Source organism: Bradyrhizobium sp. CER78, from assembly GCF_029846235.1.
Lineage (GTDB): Bacteria > Pseudomonadota > Alphaproteobacteria > Rhizobiales > Xanthobacteraceae > Bradyrhizobium.
The window spans coordinates 329,584-350,128 of sequence record NZ_JARVWP010000009.1; the positions used below are offsets into that span (position 1 = coordinate 329,584).

Genomic DNA, 20,545 nt, shown 5'->3' on the forward strand with positions numbered 1-20,545 from the left:
TTTGTCGCAATCCGTAATCTGTTTGCACATTCATCTCGTTTAGGTTGAGCGCGTGCCCTGATCGCTACCCAACAAGAATTTGCATTCGAGGGAGCCTCACTTGAAAGAATTGAAGATGCTCGGCGCCTTGATTGGCGGCGCCGTGCTCGGCGTCGGCGTGTCGTTTCCGCTCATCATGGCGTATGTCTTTATCTATGGGGGCGTCTATAGCGTCTTGCCCTGGTTGGCGCCCGATCCGTCCGCAAAGGGGATACTGCCGTTCCTGCTCGTCCTTTATGCGATCTGGTTCGCCGCCCTTATGCTGTTCGTGAGGAAGGCCGGCGAGTTTCGGGCGATCCATTTGTTCTGGGTCATCCTGCCATGGCCCTCCATTGTGATCCTGCACATGTGGTCGTCGTCGAGCGTCATCTGACGCTGCCGGATTCGCCCGACGCCGGCCGCGCGACGGGCGCGGCCCGCTTCATGCCCTCGCCGCATCAATAGATGCAGACGTGATTGGCATCGAACGTGACCGGAAAATTGTGCGATCGATACGTCGAAAAACTCGTTGGGCGCCTTCGAATCCTTTCCCCACCAGAATGTGAAAGGTTGGCTCGAATTGGCGGCGATCGTTGAGGTGCCTTGCTTGTGGTCGATGTTGGCCATGATGTCGGGGTCCTTCGTTTTCCATTCGTCGCTCCGATGCGACGCCCCAACCATGATGCGCCGCGCGCACACGCCGTGAGCTGCATCACGCTGCTTTGCAGCCCGTGCAATTCAGTCAACGCACCGCCCTTGATGAAAATTTGAATCGTGCGCGACATCGACCATTTGCCATGCTCAGGCGCGCACGCGTTCGCGACGCAACCATTCCGCTCAAGCTTCGGTTTTTGCCCCGGTTAGACGCAACACGGAGGCAAACCACATGAGCGACCCGAATGCTTATGCTGATCAGTATCAGGCCATGGGACAGGGCACTGCTCCTGGCGGCGCTTCTGGATCAAGCAGCTCCGGATCATCAGGACGATCGGCGGGTGGCGGCGGCGCGGATGCCGGAAGCGGCGGCTCTTCGTCGGGCGGCATGACGGGATCATCGGGTCCGAGGCCGTAACGCATCTCGGCGCCGACCTCACCGACACCGTGCATGCGCTCGATGCCGTGGCGGCCGCTCTGCTCACCGGTGTGGTCAATGGAAAGGACGACCCGACCAATCCGGTCGACAATCTGATCCACGATCTCGGTCACGACCTGCAAAGCCTGCCGATCGCGACCGTGAATGGCGGCAACATTGCCTTAGGCAATACGGCGAGCGCGCCTGTCGATGTCGATACTGTGGTCCATGATCTGATCCCGATCACTGGCGATCACGGCATCCTCAACAGTCACGGTGCGCATATCCTCTAAGAGTACGCGCAATGCGGCCCCGGAAACGTCTCCGCGTTCCCGGGGCCGTTTCGTTGTCGATGCATGGAAAAGCCGGTGATCACTCCGGCCGTCCCGCGGCGTTGATGATCAGCCGCGCGATAGGATCGGGCTGCGAGATCAGCGCCAGATGGCTGGCCTTCACCTCGATCGTGGTGGCGCCCATCCGCTTCGCCATGAAGCGTTCGAGATCCGGATTGATGGTGCGGTCCTCGGTCGAGACCGCGTAATAGCTCGGCTTGCTGCGCCAGGCCGCATGGCTGGTCCTGCCGGCGAGCAGTTGCTTGTGGAACGGCTGCTGCACGGCATAGAGCACCTTCGCCTTGGCCTCCGGCAGGTCGCCGGCGAAATCGCGCAGGAACGCGGCTTCACTCAGCCGGCCCTCGTCTCCGTCGAACACGATGCCGGCGCTTGCCGGCGGCGTCGGATAGGTTTTTGCCAATGCGGTGTAGTCCTCGTCCGCATCGGGTGCGCGCGCGGCGACATACACCAGCGCCGAAACATTCGGATGCACGCCGGCCTCGGTGACGATCATTCCGGAGAAGGAATGGCCGACCAGAACGGTCGGACCATCCTGGCGATCGAGCACGCGCTGCGCCGATGCGACCGCTTCCGGCAGCGTGGTCAACGGATTTTGCACCGATGTCACATTGAGCCCGGCCGTCTGCAATCGCGGAATGACCTCGGACCAGCAGGAGCCGTCGGCGAACAGGCCATGCACCAGCACGACGTTGCGCGCCTGCACTGGCGGCGTGGTTGCGGCCATGCCGCGCGAGGACACCAGTGAAGCTGCCGCGCCGGCAAGCAGGGCGGTCGAGAAAGTGCGTCTGTTCATCATCATGACAAGGGCTCGGATGGAGGAAGTGGCGAAGCGCGCTCACCTGCGGCGAGCGGACAACCTCTCCTACGTACGCAACCGCGCCTGGTTACGCGCCGCGCCGCTCTGAGCGCGGAGATCAAGGATAGTTGAACAGGCGGGAAGATCGACGATCGTTCACGTTCCGTGGGGCGCAGTCGAGATTGTGGAAGCGTGTGCTTCAGATCGAACATCTCGCTTGGGGCTCTCCCCTCTCCCCGCCCTCCCCCGCAAGGGGGGAGGGAGCCTGACTAGAGTGCTCACCTCACTTGGCGCGAGTCATTACACATCCGATTTGTGAGAGACGTACCGGCGAGCGGGTTCCCTCCCCCCTTGCGGGGGAGGGTTAGGGAGGGGGGTACCGCTTGCTCCGCTGCGAGATATGTGCGCCGGAGGGCACCAGCCAGCCCCGTGTTCCCGGCCGTTCCAACGAGATTCGTATTGAACGCTTGGGCTTAGGCAAATTTTAAACCGGGAGGCGTAGGTTACCAATCGCGAGTTCAGTGGTTGAGAGTTTGTGAGTACGCCATGACAGAACCCCATCGCCCGAGGGTGAAATACGTCATCGGGCCTGACGGCAGCCCGTTAACGATTGCGGATTTGCCGGCCCCCGGTACCAAACGGTGGGTCATCCGCCGCAAGGCCGAAGTCGTCGCTGCGGTCCGCGGCGGCCTGCTCTCCCTCGAGGAGGCCTGCAGCCGCTACACGTTGACCGTCGATGAATTCCTTTCCTGGCAGTTCTCGATCGACCAGCATGGTCTGGCCGGACTGCGCACCACCCGGATCCAGCAGTACCGGCAGTAAATCCCGTCAATACAAGTGGCATTTGACGAAAACCGGCTTCGCCCCGCGAAGCCGGTTTTTTTCATGTCCGCGATTTTGCCGCGGTCCTTAACCTTCGTTAACCATATGGAAACCATACCCTAGGCAATATTTGCCCAGTCGGACCCGCGTGGGCCGAATCCCTGGGGGCCGTTGGTGCAAAGTCTGGTTGCTTTCCTGAGAGGTCTTGGTGCGGCCCGCCTCGCGGCCATGGTTGCGGTCACCGCGGCCCTGATCGGCTTCTTCGCCTTCGTCATCATGCGCGTCACCACGCCGCAGATGACCACCCTCTTCACCGACCTGTCGACCGAGGATTCCTCGGCCATTATCAAGGAGCTGGAGCGCCAGGCGATCCCGTTCGAGCTGCGCAATGACGGTGCCGCGATCATGGTGCCGAAGGACAAGGTGACGCGGCTCAGAATGAAGCTCGCCGAGGGCGGCATCCCCAAAGGCGGCGGCGTAGGCTACGAGATCTTCGACAAGTCGGACGCCTTGGGCACCACGAGCTTCGTCCAGAACATCAATCATTTGCGCGCGCTGGAGGGCGAGCTCGCCCGCACCATCCGCGCCATCGACCGCGTCCAGGCCGCGCGCGTCCACCTCGTGCTGCCGGAAAAGCCGTTGTTCTCGCGCGAGACGCCGGAGCCGTCGGCCTCGATCGTGCTCAGGGTGCGCGGTTCGCTGGAGCCGCAGCAGATCCGCGCGATCCGCCACGTCGTCGCCTCCGCCGTCAACGGGCTGAAGCCGCAGCGGGTCTCGATCGTCGACGAGGCCGGCCAGTTGCTCGCCGACGGCGCCCAATCCGACGCCGATGCCGCGGTCGGCGACGAGCGCCGCGCCGCCTTCGAGAAGCGGATGCGCAAGCAGGTCGAGGACATCGTCTCCTCGGTGGTCGGCGCCGGGCGCGCCCGCGTCCAGCTCTCCGCTGACTTCGACTACAACAAGATCACCCAGACCTCGGACAAGTTCGACCCCGAGGGCCGCGTGCTGCGCTCGACCCAGACCCGCGAGGAATCGAGCCTCACCGCCGACAATTCCGGTCAGGTCACCGTCGCCAACGAGCTGCCGGGCAACCAGAACCAGGACAACGCCGCCCGCGCCCGCGACCAGAGCAAGAAGAGCGAGGAAACCAACAATTACGAGATTTCCCGCACCACCAAGACCGAGGTGACCGAGGCCGGCCGCGTCAACCGCATCTCGGTCGCGGTGCTGGTCGACGGTGCCTACTCCAAGAACGAAAAAGGCGAGATGGTCTACCAGGACCGCACCAAGGAGCAGCTCGACCGCATCGCCGCCCTGGTTCGCTCCGCGATCGGCTTCGACCAGAAGCGCGGCGACCAGGTCGAGGTCGTGAACCTGCGCTTCGCCGAGCCGCCCGCCTCGCAGCCGATCACCGAGCCGACCGGCCTGCTCGGCATGCTGCAATTCACCAAGGATGACGTGATGTACGTCATCGAGCTCGGCGTCATGATGATGCTCGGCCTGGTCGTGCTGTTCATGGTGGTCCGCCCGCTGGTCAAGCGCATCGTCGCCGCCGACGTCATTCCGGCGCTGGCAGGTGGCGGCGTGCCGGCGCTGGCCGAAGCCAATGCCGAGAGCGCTGGTGCGACCGGCCAGGCGCTGATTCCGGCCGGCAGCGGCGCGGCGCAATTGATCGACGTCGCCCAGATCCAGGGCCAGGTCCACGCCCAGGCCGTGCACCGGGTCGGCGAACTCGCCGAGCGCAATCCGAACGAGACCGTCTCCATCGTCCGTCAATGGCTGAGCGAGCCGGTAGAGAACTGACATGGCCGCCGTACCCCAGACCACCAACGCCAACGACATCGCCACCGTCCTCTCGACGCTGGCGAACCGGCAGAGCGCACGGCCCAAGGGCAAGCCGTTGCCCGGCCCGAAGCGCGCCGCGATCCTGATGCTCGCGCTCGGCGAGCAATACGGCGGCAAGATCTGGTCGATGCTCGACGACGAGGAGGTCCGCGAGCTGTCGGTGCACATGTCGACGCTCGGCACCGTCGAGGCCGACGTGGTCGAGGATTTGATGCTGGAATTCGTCTCGCGGATGTCGGCCTCCGGCGCGCTGATGGGCAATTTCGACGCCACCGAACGGCTGCTGCAGCAATACCTGCCGGCCGAGCGCGTCACCGGCATCATGGACGAGATCCGCGGTCCCGCCGGCCGCAACATGTGGGAGAAGCTCTCCAACGTGCAGGAAGAGGTGCTCGCCAACTACCTCAAGAACGAGTACCCGCAGACCATCGCAGTGGTGCTGTCGAAGCTGAAGCCGGAGCATGCCGCGCGCGTGCTGGCGATCCTGCCCGAGGACATCGCCCTCGACGTGGTCGGCCGCATGCTGCGCATGGAGGCGGTGCAGAAGGAAGTGATCGAGCGCGTCGAGCAGACGCTGCGCACCGAGTTCATGTCGAACCTGTCGCAGACCCGGCGCCGCGACGCCCATGAGGTGATGGCCGAGATCTTCAACAATTTCGACCGCCAGACCGAGACCCGCTTCATCACCTCGCTGGAAGAAGAGAACCGCGAATCCGCCGAGCGCATCAAGGCGCTGATGTTCACCTTCGACGACCTGATCAAGCTGGATTCCGCCTCGGCCCAGACGCTGATGCGCAACATCGACAAGGACAAGCTCGGCGTCGCGCTGAAGAGCGCCAACGAGGAGGTGCGCAGCTTCTTCCTCGGCAATATGTCCTCGCGCGCCGGCAAGATGCTGATGGACGACATGGCCGCGATGGGCCCGGTGCGCCTGCGCGACGTCGACGAGGCGCAGGCGCTGCTCGTCAACCTCGCCAAGGACCTCGCCGCCCGCGGCGAGATCACCCTGACCAAGAACCGCGCCGACGACGAGCTGGTGTACTGATGGCCGCACCCGCAAAATTCCTGTTCGACACCGACTTCTCGGCCCCCGACCGCGCCCGCGAGCGCGCGCCGACGCCCGCCGAGGTTGCCCAGAAGGTCGCCGACGCCGAAGCGCGGGCCTATCGCGCCGGCTATGAAGCCGCGCTGCGCGAGGCCAAGGTCGAGAGCGACCGCCGCATGGCGCAGGCGCTGGAAGAGATCGGCGCCGCGATCAAGGGCATCGCTGCGCGCTTTGCCGGCATCGAGACGCGGATGGAGACCGAGGCCGTCGATGTCGCGGTCGCGGTCGCCCGCAAGCTCTGCGCCGAACTGATCGCGCGCGAGCCGCTCGGCGAGATCACCGCGCTGGTCTCCGACTGCTTCTCGCATCTGGTGGCAACCCCGCATCTCGTGGTCCGCATCAACGACGCGCTCTATGAGGCGGCGCACCACAACATCGAGCAGATGGCGGCGCATTCCGGTTTCCAGGGCCGGCTGGTGATCCTGGCCGAGCCGACCATTGCGACCGGCGACTGCCGGATCGAATGGGCCGATGGTGGCGTGGTGCTGGAGCGCGCCGCGATCGAAGGCAAGATCAACGAACTCGTCGGGCGCTATCTGGCGTCCCGCGGCGAGGCTGGCTGAACGCGATTGAGGGCTGAACCATGAGCGACACCGACACCCAAGTCCCGCTTCCCGATCTCAACACCGCCGACGCGCCCGGGATCGACGACATCGGCTACAACGAGGACGAAAATGCCGCGCGCATCGCGGCCGACCTCGAGGCCGTGTTCGACGTGCCGGTGCAGGTCTCGGCCGTGCTCGGCCGCTCCAAGATGGACGTCGGCGACCTCCTGAAGCTCGGACCGGGCACCGTGCTCGAACTCGACCGCCGCGTCGGCGAAGCGATCGACATCTACGTCAACAACCGCCTGGTGGCGCGTGGCGAAGTAGTGCTGGTGGAAGACAAGCTCGGCGTGACCATGACCGAAATCATCAAGGCAGAACGCTCTTAAACGAATGCAACAGTAGCGCGCGGAATCTGCGCGACCAGACGAACAGGAGATCATCATGCGGCTTCTCATCGTTGGCACCCTGAAGGGCCAGCTCACGACCGCGACCAAGATCGCGATGGACAACGGCGCCTCGGTGACCCACGCCGAGGCCGCCGAGCAGGCGATGAACGTGCTGCGCGGCGGCAAGGGCGCCGACCTCCTGCTGGTCGATGTCGGCCTCGACATCCGCGACCTCGTGATGCGGCTCGAAGCCGAACACATCCACGTTCCGATCGTCGCCTGCGGCATCTCAAACGACGCCCGCGCCGCGGTCGCCGCGATCCACGCCGGCGCCAAGGAATACATCCCGCTGCCGCCCGACCCCGAGCTGATCGCAGCAGTGCTGGCCGCGGTCGCCAACGACGCCCGCGACCTGATCTATCGCGACGAGGCGATGGGCCGGGTGATCAAGCTGGCGCAGCAGATCGCCGGCTCCGACGCGTCCGTCATGATCACGGGCGAGTCCGGCACCGGCAAGGAAGTGCTGGCGCGCTATGTCCATTCCCGCTCGGCCCGCGCCAAGCGGCCGTTCATCTCGATCAACTGCGCGGCGATCCCCGAGCACCTGCTGGAATCCGAACTGTTCGGCCATGAGAAGGGCGCCTTCACGGGCGCGGTGGCACGCCGCATCGGCAAGTTCGAGGAAGCGACCGGCGGCACGCTGCTGCTCGACGAAATCTCCGAGATGGACGTCCGCCTTCAGTCGAAGCTCTTGCGCGCGATCCAGGAGCGCGTGATCGACCGCGTCGGCGGCACCAAGCCGGTCCCGGTCGACATCCGCATCATCGCGACCTCGAACCGCAATCTGTCGGAGGCCGTGCGAGAAGGCAGCTTCCGCGAGGACCTGTTGTTCCGCCTCAACGTCGTCAACCTGAAGATCCCGCCGCTGCGCGACCGTCCGGCCGACATCCTCGAGCTGGCGCAGCACTTCGCCAAGAAGTACGCCGAGGCCAACGGCCTTCCGGTCCGCCCGATCTCGACCGAGGCCCGCCGCGTCCTGACCGCGAACCGCTGGCAGGGCAACGTCCGCGAGCTCGAGAACACCATCCATCGCTCGGTCCTGATGGCGCAGGGCGACGAGATCGGTCTCGACGCGATCCTGACCCCCGATGGCGATCGCCTCGACCTCGCCAAGACCGCGCCCGCGGTGGCGCACGCCACGCTGGCCGCCGAGCAGGTCACCCGCGCGCTGGTCGGCCGCACCGTCGCCGACGTCGAACGCGACCTGATCCTGGAAACGCTGAAGCACTGCCTCGGCAACCGCACCCATGCGGCCAACATCCTCGGCATCTCGATCCGCACGCTGCGCAACAAGCTGAACGAATATGCCGACGGCGGCATCCCGATCACCCCGGCCGGCAACGGCGCTCCCGACTATCAGCGCATGGCGAACGCCGGGTAGGAAAAGGAGCGGCGGCGGAGCAATCCCGTCGCCTGCCCTGCCTCACGAATAGCTGGGCACGTCGGGCTTACGAAAGATCCGGATCGGATCGCCCGGCGTGATGTCGCGGCCGGTGAACGCCGCATACGCATAGAGCGCCAGATAGGCGACGGCGATTGCGCCGACGAGATAGAACAGCCAGGCTCCCAGGCGCTTCATCGAACCGTCACGTCTCCGAAACATCCGCGGCTTTTAGTGTGCTTGCCGGGAAAGCGCCACGGCCAACATGCCGCGCCGGCCGCCTTGCCGTTGATCCCTTGAATCTTGCGGCCAGTTGCCGTATTCAATCTCCTATTGTGCTTTTATATTTCGACAACTGGAGAGTGATATGGCCCTTTACGTGCAGACCGCCGGCACCCTGTCCACCAACTCCGCAACTCTTACGCCGATGCAAGGCTTGAGCCTGACAATCCCGGAGGGCGTCGGCACCACCGCGATCATCACCCTGAACGTTCCGAATCCCTACGCCATGGGCAACGATATTCCAGGCGGCGTGTTCGGCGTCACCGTCAATGGCACGGCCTCGCCGGTCGTCGCGAGCTTTACCTACAATGAAGGGACCCCGTCGAGCTTCGGCCGCGTCCCGACCACGCTTGTCGTCGGCATTCCGCTGAGCAATACGGCTCAGACCATCCAGGCCGTATGGGCTGGCGTTCGCGGCAGCAACGTGATCATCGACAGCCCGGCGTCGCTGAGCGCAGTCTACTGAAGGCCGATCCGGACCGGCAACGCTGCGCTGAAGCATGACCCGGAAAAGTGCGAAGCGGTTTTCCGGATCCTGCTGGAACGAGAATCTCAAGCGCGATGGTGATTCAATCTCATCGCGCTTTAAGCACGCCCGGGGCGTGGACGTGACGCGACGGCAGGCTGACCTCGGCCAGCCGCGCGGCGTCTTCGTCATGGTCGATCGCGACATATTCGCCGTGCCAGTAGGCCAGCGCGGCGGTGCGTTGCGATGCGATCACGTCGAGCACGCGCCCGATGACGATCGCGTGCGAGTGCCGCTCGATGATCTCCTCGACCTCGCAGTCGACGGCTGCGAGCGCGCCGACCAGCAGCGGGACGCCTGAGGCGCGCGTCGTCCATTCGGCGCCTTCGAACCGGTCGGCGCCTTTCAGGCCGCCCTTGCCGGTGAAGCGCTCGGCGATGTCTAGCTGATCCGCGGTCAGGATGTTGACGCCGAACACGCCATGGCGCGCGATCAGCTGATACGACGAGGCTGCGCGGTTGATGCTGACGATCAGCGACGGCGGCTCGACCGACAGCGACGACACCGAAGTCACCGTCATCCCCGAGATCTCTTTGCCGCGCCCGGCCGTGATGACGCTGACGCCGCCGGTGAGATGGCGCATCGCGCCACGAAACTCGGCAGCAGCAACCGCAGGCTCGATCGAAACATTGCGCACGAGGGAATTCATGGCGACCTCACAAAGTGTCTTCGCTGCCTTCAAGCAGATGCTTCAGGATCTCGCCTTCCAGCGCGGCGAGCTCGGCCGAGCCGCGCCGGCGCGGTCGCGGCAGATCGATCGTGACGTCCTCGGCGATCCGGCCGTCCTCGATGACGAGCACGCGGTCGGCGAGCGCGACCGCCTCGGCGACGTCATGCGTCACCAGGATCGCGGTGAAGCCCTGGTCGCGCCAAACACGCTCCAGCAATTGCTGCATCGAGATCCGCGTGAGCGCATCGAGCGCACCGAGCGGCTCGTCGAACGCCAGCACCCGCGGCTGGCTGACCAGCGCCCGCGCCAGCGCCACGCGCTGCTTCTGGCCGCCCGAGAGCACCGATGGCCACTGGGCGCGCTTGTCGCCGAGGCCGACCTCGACCAGCGCGCGCTCGGCACGCGCCTGCGCATCGGCCGAGGAGCGCTCACGCCCCAGACCCACCTCGACATTGGACAGCACCCGCGCCCAGGGCAGCAGGCGCGGTTCCTGGAACATGACGCGGACGTCCTGCGCCCGCGGCTCCTCGCCAAACGCGATGCTGCCCGCCGTAGGCGCATCAAGGCCCGCGATCAAACGCAGCAGCGTGCTCTTGCCGCAGCCGCTGCGGCCGACGATCGCGACGAACTGGCCCGAGGGGATGTGCAGATCGATGCCGCGCAGCACCTCATTGTCGCCGAACGCCTTGCGCAAGCCGCGGATGGTCAGCGACAGGCCGCGGGCCGCATTATCGGTCACCCGCCGCAGGTGCCGCGACTTCACGACGATGTCGGCGTGGTCGACCGGCTCGGCGTCTACGGGCTGGAAACGAAGCGCTTCTTGCATTCTCACTCTCACTTCTTCTGGAAGGCGGGGTGCCACGACAGGGTGAGCCGCTCCAGCGCCCGCGAGGCGCTGTCGGCGAGCTTGCCGAGCAAGGCGTAGATCAGGATCGAGAGCACGACGACGTCGATCAGCATGAACTCGCGCGCCTGCATCGCCATGTAACCGAGGCCCGACGAGGCCGCGATGGTCTCGGCGACGATTAGCGTCAGCCACATGATGCCGAGCGCAAAGCGCAGGCCGACGAAGATCGACGGCAGCGCGCCGGGGAAGATCACCCGGCGGAACAGTTCGCCGTCGGTCATGCCGTAGATGCGGCCCATCTCGATCAGCTGCGGGTCGACGGTGCGGATGCCGTGCAGCGTGTTGAGATAGATCGGGAAGAACACGCCGAGCGCGACCAGGAACAGCTTTGCCGACTCGTCGATGCCGAACCACAGGATGACCAGCGGGATCAGCGCCAGATGCGGGATATTGCGCACCATCTGCAGCGTCGTGTCGGTAAGTTTCGCGGACAGCTGCGACAGCCCGTTGGCGAGCCCGAACGCAAAGCCGATGCCGCCACCGATGACAAAGCCGATCGAGGCGCGCCAGAAGCTGACCCAGATGTTGCGGACCAATTCACCTGATAGCAGCAGCTTCCATCCCGCCAGCGCCACATCGGTCGGCGCCGGCAGCACGCGCGAGGGAACAAAACCGGTGACGCAGGCGAGCTGCCAGATCAGTACGATCGCGAGCGGCACGATCCAGGGGATCAGGCCGTCGACCTTCGGAAGCTTCGGTGCGCCGACGCGCGGTAGTGAATCGATCAAGCTCATGATTGCGATGCCTGCTTTTGCGGACGGTAGTCGTTGCCGATGGTTTCACCGAACGGGCCGGTGTTGACGCGGATCGGCGTCACGTTGCCGGGTTGCGCCAGCGACAGCAGCGGGAACACCAGCTCGGCGAAGCGATAGGCCTCCTCGAGATGCGGGTAACCCGACATGATGAAGGTATCGACGCCAATGTCCTGATACTCCTTGATCCGCGCCGCAACGGTTTGGGGATCGCCGACCAGCGCGGTACCCGCGCCACCGCGCACCAGGCCGACGCCGGCCCAGAGGTTCGGACTGATCTCGAGCTGGTCACGCCGGCCGCCATGCAGCTGCGCCATGCGCTGCTGGCCGACCGAGTCCATCCGCGAAAAGATCTTCTGCGCGGCAGCGACGGTGTCGTCGGTGACGTACTGGATCAGCTCGTCGGCCGCCTTCCACGCCTCCGCGTTGGTCTCGCGCACGATCACGTGCAGGCGGATGCCGAACGACAGCTTGCGGCCGCGCTGCGCGGCGATGGCCTTCACCTTGGCGATCTTCTCGGCGACCTGCGCCGGCGGCTCGCCCCAGGTCAGGTACTTGTCGACGGTGTCGACCGCGACGTCGATGCCGGCGTCGGACGAGCCGCCGAAATACAGCGGCGGCCGTGGCGACTGCACCGGATTGAACAGCAGGCGGCCGTCCTCGATCCTGATGTGCTTGCCTTCGACGTTGACGGTCTTGCCGGCGAGCAGATCGCTGTAGACGTTCAGGAACTCGCGGGTCACCGCGTAGCGCTCGTCATGATCGAGGAAGATGCCGTCGCCCTTGTTCTCGATCGGATCGCCGCCAGTGACGACGTTGATCAGCAGACGGCCGTTCGACAGCCGGTCCAAGGTCGCGGTCATGCGGGCGGCGACGCTCGGCGATTGCAGGCCGGGCCTGACCGCCACGAGATAGCGCAGGCGCTCGGTCCAGGGCGCGACGGCCGAGGCCACCACCCAGGAATCCTCGCAACTCCGGCCTGTCGGCAGCAGTACGCCGTAATAGCCGAGCTGGTCGGCGGCCTGCGCGATCTGGCGCAGATAGTTGAAGTTCACCTCGCGGCCGCCGATCGACGTGCCGAGATAGCGGCTGTCGCCATGGGTCGGCAGGAACCAGAGGATGTTGGCGTTGGTTGGGGTGCTCACGTGCCCGGCCTCCATGCGACGTCGGAAATCTTGATTGGTTTGGGGATCAGGCCGAGCGCGAAGAACGTGTCGGCGACCTGCTGCTGGCCCGCGATCACGGCGTCGGTGACCGGCTTGATGCCATAGGCCTGCCGCTTCAGCGCGACCTCGACCACCGGCACCGACAACCCGATGCTCGGCGCCAGCTGCTCGGCGACGGCATGGATATCGCCCTTGGCCCAGTCATCGACCTCGCTGAGCTGCGACAGCACGAGCTGAACGATCTTCGGATCGGCCTGCAGGAATTTCTTCGAGGCGAAGTAGAACTGGTAGTTGGCGACGATGCCGGTGCCATCGGCGACGGTGCGTGCGCCGGTCGCCGCCTCCGCCGCAGCCTGGAACGGATCCCAGATCACCCAGGCATCGACCGCGCCGCGCTCGAACGCCGCGCGTGCATCGGCCGGCGCCAGGAACACCGGCTCGATCTCGGAATATTTGACACCGGCTTTCTCCAGCGCTTTCACCAGGAGATAGTGGACGTTGGAGCCCTTGTTGAGCGCGACCTTCTTGCCCCTGAGATCGGTGACCGATTTGATCGGGCTGTCCTTCGGCACCAGGATCGCCTCGCCCTTCGGCGCAGGCGGCTCATAGGCGACATACTGCAGCGGTGCACCGGCCGCCTGCGCGAAGATCGGCGGCGCTTCGCCGGTGTTGCCGAAATCGATCGCGCCGACATTGAGCGCTTCGAGCAGCGGCGGCCCCGACGGAAACTCGGTCCACACGACCGAGTAACCGACCGACTTCAGCTTCTGCTCGAGCGAGCCCTTGCTCTTGAGCAAAACCAGCTTGCCGTATTTCTGGAAGCCGATGCGGACCACCTTGTCCTGACCGTAGGACGCGCTGACGGTCGCCGCAACGATGCTGACCGACAGCACCGCGCGGGCAATCCAGCGCCGGAATAAACGCGTCATGGGAATATCCTCTGCATTGAAATGACCAAACGCGCGCCGCTCAGGTCTGGGTATTGCGCCAGACGATGTCGCGGATCGCGATCTGCTTCGGAATCAGGCCGAGCTTGAAGAAGCGGTCGGCGACGCCCTGCTGGGTCGCGATGATGTCGTCGGTCACGGGGCCGACCGAGAAGCCGGCCCGCCGCGCCGCGATGGTCTGGATATCGAGCGGCACGCCGGTGACGGCGGCCAGCGATTTCGCGACCTCGTCGGGATGCGCCTCCGCCCACTTCGCGCTCGACGTCGTGACATCGACAATCTGCTGCAGCAGGGCGCCGTGCCGGTTCGCGAAGTCGCGATTGGCGATGTAGAACGCGTTGGTCTTGGTGACGTCGCGGGTGTTGATCAGGATGCGGCCGTTCTGCTTGGTCTCGGCGATCGCGAAATACGGATCCCAGATCGCCCAGGCATCGATGCCGCCATTGGCGAAGGCAGGGCCGGCGTCCGGCGGCGTCAGATAGACCGGCGTGATGTCATCATAGGTCAGCCCGGCCTTCTCCAGCGTCTGGATCACGACGTTGTGCGCGCTGGATCCCTTGGTGAAGCCGACGCGCTTGCCCTTGAGGTCGGCGATGGTCTTGATCGCCGAATTCTGCGGCACCAGGATGCCCGAGCCGTTGATGATGGGCTGGGCGGCGGCATAGACGATGGCCGCGCCCGCGGCCTGCGCGAAGATCGGCGGTGAATCGCCGACCGCGCCATAGTCGATGCTGCCGACGTTCATCGCCTCCATCATCGGCGGCCCAGAGGAGAACTCGACCCATTTCACGCTGACGCCCTGCGGCTTGAAATGATTTTCCAAGGCCTCGCGCTGCCGCGTGATAACCAGCACGCCGTTCTTCTGATAGCCGATACGAATTTCCTTCGCGTCCGCCTGCGCCTGCGCGCTACGTGACAGCGCAGCTGAAGCGGCCGTGACGAGCGAAAGCTGGAGGAACTCTCGACGCTTCATTCCAAGACTCTCCTGACGATCGAACGCGCTACCACGCGCGCGATCATGCGATGTCAGGATGATGGGGCGCGCGAATGAAGCTGTCGAGCACCGCACAAAAATAGCGATGCCTGCACTCAGGTTCGGCCATCGCACGTGTGGTTTCTTTTAAGACGCCGATCGCACGTAGCGAATTATTTTCCTCACGGAATCGCGAGGTCGCTGCACATCAATTGATCAGCCTGCAGCGGCGGCTTTCGATCCGACATTGACCGCGAGCTTGCCGTAGCGGTCCGAGAACGCCTGGGTGTCGATCTCCTCGAGCTGGATCGAGCCGTCGAGCACGCCCTTCTTCCAGGCATCGTGCTCGGGATCGTGCTGGAACTCCGGCATCACTTCCTTGCCGAACAGCTCGAGCGACTCGCAGATGTGCTCGTGCGTGTTCTTGCCGGCCTGGTTGAGCAGGATCACCTGGTCGATATGCGAGGCGCGGAAGCGGCGCAGCTTCTTGCGCAAGGTCTCCGGCGAGCCGATCAGGCCGCCGCGCAGCGCCGCCTCCTGCGCTTCCGGATTCTCGCGCTTCCACTTGTTGTACTCATCCCACATGTTGACAGTGCCGGGCGCCGGCCGCTGCCGGTTCTGCGACTGGCCGTAATAGCGCAGCGCGAACTGGAAGAAGGTCGCGCCGTCGGCGCGCCGGCGCGCTTCCTCATCCGTCTTCGCACACATGAAGAACGAGACCAGCGCCATGTTGGGATTGATCTCATAGTCGGCGAGCTTCTTCAGCCGCTTGGTGATCGCGTTGTAATAGGCGTGCACCCAGGCGTGCGCGGCCTCGGCGCTGACGAACTGGAAACCGAGTGCGCCAAATCCATTCTGCCCGGCGCGTTCGATGGTCGGCAGCTGCGAGCAGGCCATCCACAGCGGCGGATGCGGCTTCTGCACCGGCTTCGGCACCACGTTGCGCAACGGGATGTCGAAATACTTGCCGTGATGCTCGGTGCCGACCTTGGTGAACATCGGGAAGATCGCTTGCACCGCTTCCTCGAACACCTCGCGCTTGGTCTCCATGTCGCGGCCGAACGGCGTCAGCTCGGTGATCGAGGCGCTCTCGCCCATGCCGAACTCGCAGCGGCCGTTGGACAGCAGATCGAGCACCGCGACCCGCTCGGCGACGCGCGCGGGATGATTGGTGGTGAGCTGGAAGATGCCGTGGCCGAGCCGGATATTTTTGGTGCGCTGGCTTGCGGCGGCGAGGAAGGATTCCGGCGCCGGCGAGTGCGAATATTCCTCGAGGAAGTGGTGCTCGACGACCCAGGCGTAGTCGTAAGCGAGCCGGTCGGCGGTCTCCAATTGTGTCAGCGCATTCTGGTAGAGCCTGAGCTCGTCGCCGTCGTTCCAGGGGCGCGGCAGTTGCAGCTCGTAAAAGATGCCGAATTTCATGGCGTCATCACTCCCAAGGTCCGTCCCCGACCGCTTGTTGTTTTGGATCAGTCTAGTGGCGGGGAAGGCCAAGTCCAGCCTCGGGGGTGAAACTCCAATTCCGTGCAGCGGGAGGCGGCTTGCCTGGAACGCATGAATGTTTAGCTTGTGTTGGTATGAGTCGCGGCGCTATCGATCGCGCGCTCCTTCCTCCGAAAGCTCATGACCACCTTTACGCCGCATCAGGATTCCGCGCTGAAAGCCGTCGCCGACTGGCTGAAAGCCAAGCCCGGCCAGAACGGCACGCCGCCGGTGTTCCGCCTGTTCGGCTATGCCGGAACCGGCAAGACCACGCTCGCCCAGCACATCGCCGAGGGTGTCGACGGCGAGGTGAAGTTCGCGGCGTTCACCGGCAAGGCGGCGCTGGTGATGCGCAACAAGGGCTGCGACAGCGCCTCCACGATTCATTCCCTGATCTATCGCGCCCGGGAATCCGGCGTCGAGCAGCCGAGCTTTGAGCTCTGGGACGACGCGCCCGCATCCAAAGCCAAGCTGATCGTGATCGACGAATGCTCGATGGTCGACGCCGAGCTCGGCCGGGATCTGATGTCGTTCGACTGCCCGCTGCTGGTGCTCGGCGACCCCGCGCAATTGCCGCCGATCCAGGGTGGCGGCTTCTTCACCGACGCCGAGCCGGACGCGATGCTGACCGAGGTGCACCGCCAGGCGCAGGACGATCCGATCGTGCGGATGTCGATGGACATCCGCGAGGGCCGCGAGCTCGAGATCGGCCGTCGTGGCGAGAGCGAGGTGGTGTCGCGCAAGGAGCTCGATCCGGACCGCGTGATGAGCGCCGACCAGGTGCTGGTCGGCCGCAACAACACCCGCCGCGCCTACAACATGCGGGTGCGGCAACGGCTGAACATCGAGGATCCGCTGCCGGTCGCCGGCGACAAGCTGGTCTGCCTGCGCAACAATCGCAAGAAGGGCCTGTTCAACGGCGGGCTGTGGCGGGTCAAGGCGCGCGCGCAGTCGAAATCCAAGATCATCACCATGCGCGTGATGCCTGACGAGGATTTCGGCTACAAGGTCACAAAAGTCTCGGTGCGCGGCGAATGCTTCGACGGCGGCGTCGAGGGTGTGCCATGGGAGCAGCGCAAGCCCTACGACGAGTTCGACTACGGCTATGTGTTGACCGTGCACAAGTCGCAGGGCTCGCAATGGGACGACGTCGTGCTGTTCGACGAGAGCTTTGCATTCCAGGATTCGCGCGCGAGGTGGCTGTACACCGGCATCACGCGAGCGGCGAAGCGGCTCAGCGTCGTGGTGTGATAGCCCCGCGCATTCAGCACTTCCTAATGACCCGTCACCCTGAGGAGCGCGCATCGCGCGCGTCTCGAAGGGTCGACGGCCCGGCAGGTGGCCGTGCATCCTTCGTGACGCCGCTCCGCGGCTCCTCAGGATGACGGGTGTATGGCACCTACACGCCTGAATAATCAGCATTTCCCTCACGAAACCGTGTGGCCGGCGCCGTAACAAAACGTCCCTTCGCCCGTATTTTGAAGCGTCGGAGCAGCCCGGCCCGGTTTGCCAATGCCGGCTCCCGCTCTAGACTGGCCCCCAATTGCGATCCCACGAGGAACCCATGCCCAAGAGCTCCCTCAGCCGTCTCTCGCTTTGCGCCGCCGCGATCGGCGCGCTGGCGGTCGCCGCTTTTGCCGTTGCGCCCTCGCTTGCCGCAGAGGACGCCGTGGTCATTCCGCCGCCGGCGGCGAGCGCGCCGGAGACCGGCATCAAGACCGCGGTGCTGGCCGGCGGCTGCTTCTGGGGTGTGCAGGGCGTGTTCCAGCACACCGCCGGCATCGTCAGCGCGGTGTCCGGCTACTCCGGCGGCAGCAAGGCGAATGCCGACTACGAGAAGGTCTCGACCGGCACCACCGGCCACGCCGAGTCGGTCGAGATCAAATACGACCCGCAGAAGATCTCCTATGGCAAGATCCTGCAGATCTTCTTCTCGGTGGTGCACGACCCGACCCAGCTGAACCGCCAGGGACCCGATTCCGGCACGCAATATCGCTCGGCGATCTTCACGACCAGCGACGAGCAGAAGAAGGTCGCGGACGCCTATATCGCCCAGCTCAACGCCGCCAAGGTCTACAAGAAGCCGATCGTCACCAAGGTCGGAACGCTCGAGGCGTTCTATCCGGCGGAAGGCTACCACCAGGACTATCTGACGCTGCACCCGAACCAGCCCTATATTGCGTATAACGACATCCCGAAGGTCGAGAACCTGAAGAAGATCTTCGCGGAGAACTACATCGAGAAGCCGACGCTGGTGAGCAGCACCAAGGTCACCAACTGAGCAACTCGCAAAGGAGGTTGAATGTCCGATACCAAGACCGACGGCAAGGTTCGCAAGAGCGAGGCCGAGTGGCGCAAGGAATTGACGCCGATGCAGTACGCCGTGCTGCGTGAGAAGGCGACCGAGCGGCCGTTCACCGGCGAATATGAGCATGATCCCCGCAAGGGCACCTATGTTTGCGCCGGTTGCGGGCAGACGCTGTTCGAGTCCGACCAGAAGTTCGATTCCGGCTGCGGCTGGCCGAGCTTCTCCAAGCCCGCCGTCGAGAGCCATGTCGATGAGGAGCGCGACATGAGCCACGGCATGATCCGCACCGAGGTGCTGTGCTCGAAATGCGATGGTCATCTCGGCCACGTATTCAACGACGGCCCTGGCCCTACCGGCCTGCGCTACTGCATCAACTCGGCGGCGATGAAGCTGAACGAGAAGAAGTAACGGCCTCCGGGCCTGACGGGCCGAATAATCCACCGGCGCGTCGAACGTTTGATCCGCCCCGCACGACCAAGAACCGGTCGCGCGGGGTTTTGTTTTGGCGCGGCCATCCTTCCGCGCGCCTCAACACAAGGAAATTTTGATGTCACGGATTCCAGGAAAGCTTTTGTTCGGTCTCCTTCTTGCCAGCGTCATCATGGGGAGCACGGTGAGCATGCCGGCATTCGCCGCCGACAAGATCTCGCTGTTCAAGGTCATCACCTCCAAGGACGAGATCGTCATCGGCCTGACCGATGCCGATCTCACGCAGGTCGAAGGCCAGAACGCCGGCGGCATCGCCAAGATGCTGGTCGCCAAGGGCTCGATGAGCGTCTGGCAATATGCCGTGCACAAATCCGCCTCCGGCGATCTCGAACAGGTGCCGCTGCACAAGGTCGGCCTGATCGCCCATGACTCGCTGCGGGTCGAGCCCTATCCGACCCCGCTGAAGGTGCTCCCGATCGACGAAAGCAAGAAATGACGGCGAAGCCGTCATCCCGGGGCAGTGCCAACGGGTCGGCGCTTTCCGCCGCCGGGTGACAGGCTCCGGACCAAGATTCCCCAATTCGCAATTGCGAATTGGGGTTCGCTGCCGCGCATCGCCCCCGGAATGGCGCCGAAGTTAACGACTCGCGGGCCGGAATGTGCTTTGCTTGGAATCCGCGGGGCCGTCGGCGTCTCGCCGTGCGGCTGCCGCCTGTTCTGAGGAGGGCGCCATGTCGCTCGGATTGATCCTCATCATCCTCCTGCTGGTCATCCTGCTGGGCGGCTATAGCGGCCGGATCCGCGGCTATGGCTATGGTCTCGGCCACTCCGGAATGGGGCTTTTCGGGGTGATTTTGATCGTGGTCGCGATCCTGGCCTGGCTCGATAAGATTTAATGGTCATAAGCCATTGAAATAAATAGACTTATTTGACCGAACGCCGTGCCATGCGCGGATTCAGCATGTGCCCTGCCGGGGGCGCTTCTGGGGTCGCATTTTTGTCAAAGAGGCCTATATTAGGGATCGAAATGACATGTACGGCGCGTCGCCAAGTACAGGCCGCCGTCCCCCAAATCCCTTTCGCCACGCCAACTGCCAAGAACACAAGAGGTCGTCGACCATGCGTCCCCTGCGTCCGTTCAACTACAATACGTCTGCCGAACTGTTTCCTGCCGCGATCCGCAAGAAGAAGCGGGCGGGCTTCGCCTACCGCCGTTTCGGCACCGCTGCCGAGGCCGTGCAGTTCGCGATGGAGCAGCTGCCGGCGGATTCGCTGAACGGCGCCTATCTGCAGGTCGAGGAAGCCCGTTTCGACCAGAACGGCATCCGCTCGCTCTATGAGAGCGAGGCGTTCCCGCTGCCGCGCCGTCCGCGCCCCGCCGCCAGCCAGACCGACGCCGACGCCGCATAAGATTTCTGCTCGTCGCCTAACGAAAAGCCCTCGGACGATCCGGGGGCTTTTGTTTTGGGGGCCGCGCTCTCGCCCCGTTCTTACGGGGAGAGGGCTGGGGTGAGGGCTGTCACCGCGCATGCGGCGACAGCTGTGTTTGCGGAAACTCCCCCTCACCCGGAACGCATCTAACGATGCGTCATAGCCGAGGCTTTGCCTCGGCGTTCTTGGGAACGGCCGCCGAAGGCGCCCTATGCCTCGCCCCGCGCGCGGGGCGAGGTGAAGCAGAGTCCGTCGTTCGATCGAAGTACTCTCGTCTGGAGCTAGA

General features: G+C 64.6%; 24 protein-coding genes. 15 read left to right on the forward strand and 9 right to left on the reverse strand.

Translation table 11 applies throughout. From position 1 onward, the window contains the following. The first annotated feature begins 100 nt into the window (after positions 1 to 100). Entirely contained in the window at positions 101 to 412 is a 312-nt protein-coding gene (locus QDT69_RS21775; RefSeq protein WP_279708516.1) for a hypothetical protein, read from the forward strand. A gap of 725 nt (positions 413 to 1,137) precedes the next feature. Further along, the gene (locus tag QDT69_RS21780; RefSeq protein WP_279708517.1) at positions 1,138 to 1,383 is read left to right on the forward strand and encodes a hypothetical protein; all 246 of its coding nucleotides are present in this window, start codon (positions 1,138 to 1,140) and stop codon (positions 1,381 to 1,383) included. 79 nt (positions 1,384 to 1,462) lie between these two features. On the opposite strand, the gene QDT69_RS21785 is transcribed toward QDT69_RS21780, so the two are convergent. Further along, positions 1,463 to 2,242 carry an alpha/beta hydrolase gene (locus QDT69_RS21785; protein WP_279708518.1) on the reverse strand — a complete coding sequence of 260 codons (780 nt, stop codon included), beginning with the start codon at positions 2,240 to 2,242 and terminating at the stop codon, positions 1,463 to 1,465. Between the two features lie 543 nt (positions 2,243 to 2,785). On the opposite strand from QDT69_RS21785, the gene QDT69_RS21790 reads away from it, so the two are divergent. The 6 genes from QDT69_RS21790 to QDT69_RS21815 all read left to right on the forward strand — a co-directional run bounded on the left by QDT69_RS21790 (position 2,786) and on the right by QDT69_RS21815 (position 8,386). Then, the gene (locus QDT69_RS21790) at positions 2,786 to 3,061 is read left to right on the forward strand and encodes a DUF1153 domain-containing protein (RefSeq protein ID WP_002714638.1); all 276 of its coding nucleotides are present in this window, start codon (positions 2,786 to 2,788) and stop codon (positions 3,059 to 3,061) included. Positions 3,062 to 3,235: 174 nt separating this feature from the next. Further along, entirely contained in the window at positions 3,236 to 4,864 is a 1,629-nt protein-coding gene (gene fliF, locus QDT69_RS21795) for a flagellar basal-body MS-ring/collar protein FliF (RefSeq protein ID WP_279708519.1), read from the forward strand. A 1-nt stretch (position 4,865) separates the two neighbouring features. Then, the gene (gene fliG / locus QDT69_RS21800) at positions 4,866 to 5,951 is read left to right on the forward strand and encodes a flagellar motor switch protein FliG (RefSeq protein WP_021077001.1); all 1,086 of its coding nucleotides are present in this window, start codon (positions 4,866 to 4,868) and stop codon (positions 5,949 to 5,951) included. After that, positions 5,951 to 6,574, forward strand: coding sequence for a FliH/SctL family protein (locus tag QDT69_RS21805; RefSeq protein WP_279708520.1), 624 nt, complete (start codon positions 5,951 to 5,953; stop codon positions 6,572 to 6,574). Before fliG ends, QDT69_RS21805 begins: the two co-directional genes overlap by 1 nt. Before the next feature lie 20 nt (positions 6,575 to 6,594). Next, on the forward strand, positions 6,595 to 6,945 hold the full coding sequence (fliN, locus tag QDT69_RS21810; RefSeq protein ID WP_279708521.1) for a flagellar motor switch protein FliN: 351 nt from the start codon (positions 6,595 to 6,597) through the stop codon (positions 6,943 to 6,945). A gap of 55 nt (positions 6,946 to 7,000) precedes the next feature. Beyond that, positions 7,001 to 8,386 (forward strand): sigma-54 dependent transcriptional regulator, encoded by a 1,386-nt coding sequence (locus QDT69_RS21815; protein ID WP_279708522.1) that lies wholly within the window; start codon positions 7,001 to 7,003, stop codon positions 8,384 to 8,386. A gap of 42 nt (positions 8,387 to 8,428) precedes the next feature. On the opposite strand, the gene QDT69_RS21820 is transcribed toward QDT69_RS21815, so the two are convergent. Further along, on the reverse strand, positions 8,429 to 8,584 hold the full coding sequence (locus tag QDT69_RS21820; protein ID WP_279708523.1) for a hypothetical protein: 156 nt from the start codon (positions 8,582 to 8,584) through the stop codon (positions 8,429 to 8,431). Between the two features lie 169 nt (positions 8,585 to 8,753). Between QDT69_RS21820 and QDT69_RS21825 the strand changes: the two genes are divergently transcribed. Further along, positions 8,754 to 9,134: a hypothetical protein gene (locus QDT69_RS21825; RefSeq protein WP_074132080.1), complete on the forward strand. Its 381-nt coding sequence runs from the start codon at positions 8,754 to 8,756 to the stop codon at positions 9,132 to 9,134. A gap of 109 nt (positions 9,135 to 9,243) precedes the next feature. On the opposite strand, the gene QDT69_RS21830 is transcribed toward QDT69_RS21825, so the two are convergent. From QDT69_RS21830 to QDT69_RS21860, 7 genes are all read right to left on the reverse strand, one after another. Further along, a complete protein-coding gene (locus QDT69_RS21830) occupies positions 9,244 to 9,843 on the reverse strand; it encodes a flavin reductase family protein (protein WP_279708524.1) in 600 nt (199 codons plus the stop codon). Positions 9,844 to 9,850: 7 nt separating this feature from the next. Further along, a complete protein-coding gene (locus QDT69_RS21835; RefSeq protein ID WP_279708525.1) occupies positions 9,851 to 10,690 on the reverse strand; it encodes an ATP-binding cassette domain-containing protein in 840 nt (279 codons plus the stop codon). A gap of 8 nt (positions 10,691 to 10,698) precedes the next feature. Beyond that, the gene (locus QDT69_RS21840) at positions 10,699 to 11,505 is read right to left on the reverse strand and encodes an ABC transporter permease subunit (protein ID WP_050402878.1); all 807 of its coding nucleotides are present in this window, start codon (positions 11,503 to 11,505) and stop codon (positions 10,699 to 10,701) included. Next, positions 11,502 to 12,683, reverse strand: coding sequence for an FMNH2-dependent alkanesulfonate monooxygenase (ssuD, locus tag QDT69_RS21845; RefSeq protein WP_279708526.1), 1,182 nt, complete (start codon positions 12,681 to 12,683; stop codon positions 11,502 to 11,504). Before ssuD ends, QDT69_RS21840 begins: the two co-directional genes overlap by 4 nt. Next, positions 12,665 to 13,618 carry a sulfonate ABC transporter substrate-binding protein gene (locus QDT69_RS21850; RefSeq protein ID WP_279708527.1) on the reverse strand — a complete coding sequence of 318 codons (954 nt, stop codon included), beginning with the start codon at positions 13,616 to 13,618 and terminating at the stop codon, positions 12,665 to 12,667. The genes ssuD and QDT69_RS21850 overlap by 19 nt, the downstream gene beginning before the upstream one ends. A 40-nt stretch (positions 13,619 to 13,658) precedes the next feature. Continuing rightward, on the reverse strand, positions 13,659 to 14,609 hold the full coding sequence (locus tag QDT69_RS21855) for a sulfonate ABC transporter substrate-binding protein (RefSeq protein ID WP_279708528.1): 951 nt from the start codon (positions 14,607 to 14,609) through the stop codon (positions 13,659 to 13,661). A gap of 216 nt (positions 14,610 to 14,825) precedes the next feature. Further along, a complete protein-coding gene (locus tag QDT69_RS21860) occupies positions 14,826 to 16,031 on the reverse strand; it encodes an LLM class flavin-dependent oxidoreductase (protein ID WP_279708530.1) in 1,206 nt (401 codons plus the stop codon). Positions 16,032 to 16,232: 201 nt separating this feature from the next. Here QDT69_RS21860 and QDT69_RS21865 point away from each other — a divergent pair, with 201 nt between their 5' ends. The 6 genes from QDT69_RS21865 (at position 16,233) to QDT69_RS21890 (ending at position 20,238) form a co-directional block, all read left to right on the forward strand. Further along, the gene (locus QDT69_RS21865) at positions 16,233 to 17,342 is read left to right on the forward strand and encodes an ATP-dependent RecD-like DNA helicase (protein WP_279708531.1); all 1,110 of its coding nucleotides are present in this window, start codon (positions 16,233 to 16,235) and stop codon (positions 17,340 to 17,342) included. Positions 17,343 to 17,655: 313 nt separating this feature from the next. After that, positions 17,656 to 18,372 (forward strand): peptide-methionine (S)-S-oxide reductase MsrA, encoded by a 717-nt coding sequence (gene msrA, locus QDT69_RS21870; RefSeq protein ID WP_279708533.1) that lies wholly within the window; start codon positions 17,656 to 17,658, stop codon positions 18,370 to 18,372. Between the two features lie 21 nt (positions 18,373 to 18,393). Then, positions 18,394 to 18,807, forward strand: coding sequence for a peptide-methionine (R)-S-oxide reductase MsrB (gene msrB / locus QDT69_RS21875; RefSeq protein ID WP_279708535.1), 414 nt, complete (start codon positions 18,394 to 18,396; stop codon positions 18,805 to 18,807). Positions 18,808 to 18,946: 139 nt separating this feature from the next. Then, on the forward strand, positions 18,947 to 19,324 hold the full coding sequence (locus tag QDT69_RS21880) for a hypothetical protein (protein WP_279708536.1): 378 nt from the start codon (positions 18,947 to 18,949) through the stop codon (positions 19,322 to 19,324). Between the two features lie 235 nt (positions 19,325 to 19,559). Further along, positions 19,560 to 19,724 (forward strand): DUF3309 family protein, encoded by a 165-nt coding sequence (locus tag QDT69_RS21885; RefSeq protein ID WP_074131060.1) that lies wholly within the window; start codon positions 19,560 to 19,562, stop codon positions 19,722 to 19,724. 223 nt (positions 19,725 to 19,947) lie between these two features. Next, complete coding sequence (locus tag QDT69_RS21890) at positions 19,948 to 20,238, forward strand: hypothetical protein (RefSeq protein ID WP_016844322.1); 291 nt, start codon at positions 19,948 to 19,950, stop codon at positions 20,236 to 20,238. Positions 20,239 to 20,545 lie beyond the last annotated feature (307 nt).

Excerpts from the sequence above, each read along its gene's own strand:
- QDT69_RS21860 (WP_279708530.1), bottom strand. The coding sequence starts at position 16,031 with ATGAAATTCGGCATCTTTTACGAGCTGCAACTGCCGCGCCCCTGGAAC.
- QDT69_RS21890 (WP_016844322.1), top strand. The coding sequence starts at position 19,948 with ATGCGTCCCCTGCGTCCGTTCAACTACAATACGTCTGCCGAACTGTTT.
- QDT69_RS21880 (WP_279708536.1), top strand. The coding sequence starts at position 18,947 with ATGTCACGGATTCCAGGAAAGCTTTTGTTCGGTCTCCTTCTTGCCAGC.
- QDT69_RS21805 (WP_279708520.1), top strand. The coding sequence starts at position 5,951 with ATGGCCGCACCCGCAAAATTCCTGTTCGACACCGACTTCTCGGCCCCC.
- QDT69_RS21815 (WP_279708522.1), top strand. The coding sequence starts at position 7,001 with ATGCGGCTTCTCATCGTTGGCACCCTGAAGGGCCAGCTCACGACCGCG.
- QDT69_RS21855 (WP_279708528.1), bottom strand. The coding sequence starts at position 14,609 with ATGAAGCGTCGAGAGTTCCTCCAGCTTTCGCTCGTCACGGCCGCTTCA.
- QDT69_RS21865 (WP_279708531.1), top strand. The coding sequence starts at position 16,233 with ATGACCACCTTTACGCCGCATCAGGATTCCGCGCTGAAAGCCGTCGCC.
- msrB (WP_279708535.1), top strand. The coding sequence starts at position 18,394 with ATGTCCGATACCAAGACCGACGGCAAGGTTCGCAAGAGCGAGGCCGAG.
- msrA (WP_279708533.1), top strand. The coding sequence starts at position 17,656 with ATGCCCAAGAGCTCCCTCAGCCGTCTCTCGCTTTGCGCCGCCGCGATC.
- QDT69_RS21885 (WP_074131060.1), top strand. The coding sequence starts at position 19,560 with ATGTCGCTCGGATTGATCCTCATCATCCTCCTGCTGGTCATCCTGCTG.
- ssuD (WP_279708526.1), bottom strand. The coding sequence starts at position 12,683 with ATGGAGGCCGGGCACGTGAGCACCCCAACCAACGCCAACATCCTCTGG.
- QDT69_RS21785 (WP_279708518.1), bottom strand. The coding sequence starts at position 2,242 with ATGATGATGAACAGACGCACTTTCTCGACCGCCCTGCTTGCCGGCGCG.
- QDT69_RS21850 (WP_279708527.1), bottom strand. The coding sequence starts at position 13,618 with ATGACGCGTTTATTCCGGCGCTGGATTGCCCGCGCGGTGCTGTCGGTC.
- fliN (WP_279708521.1), top strand. The coding sequence starts at position 6,595 with ATGAGCGACACCGACACCCAAGTCCCGCTTCCCGATCTCAACACCGCC.
- QDT69_RS21790 (WP_002714638.1), top strand. The coding sequence starts at position 2,786 with ATGACAGAACCCCATCGCCCGAGGGTGAAATACGTCATCGGGCCTGAC.
- QDT69_RS21820 (WP_279708523.1), bottom strand. The coding sequence starts at position 8,584 with ATGAAGCGCCTGGGAGCCTGGCTGTTCTATCTCGTCGGCGCAATCGCC.
- QDT69_RS21830 (WP_279708524.1), bottom strand. The coding sequence starts at position 9,843 with ATGAATTCCCTCGTGCGCAATGTTTCGATCGAGCCTGCGGTTGCTGCT.
- fliG (WP_021077001.1), top strand. The coding sequence starts at position 4,866 with ATGGCCGCCGTACCCCAGACCACCAACGCCAACGACATCGCCACCGTC.
- QDT69_RS21840 (WP_050402878.1), bottom strand. The coding sequence starts at position 11,505 with ATGAGCTTGATCGATTCACTACCGCGCGTCGGCGCACCGAAGCTTCCG.
- QDT69_RS21825 (WP_074132080.1), top strand. The coding sequence starts at position 8,754 with ATGGCCCTTTACGTGCAGACCGCCGGCACCCTGTCCACCAACTCCGCA.
- QDT69_RS21835 (WP_279708525.1), bottom strand. The coding sequence starts at position 10,690 with ATGCAAGAAGCGCTTCGTTTCCAGCCCGTAGACGCCGAGCCGGTCGAC.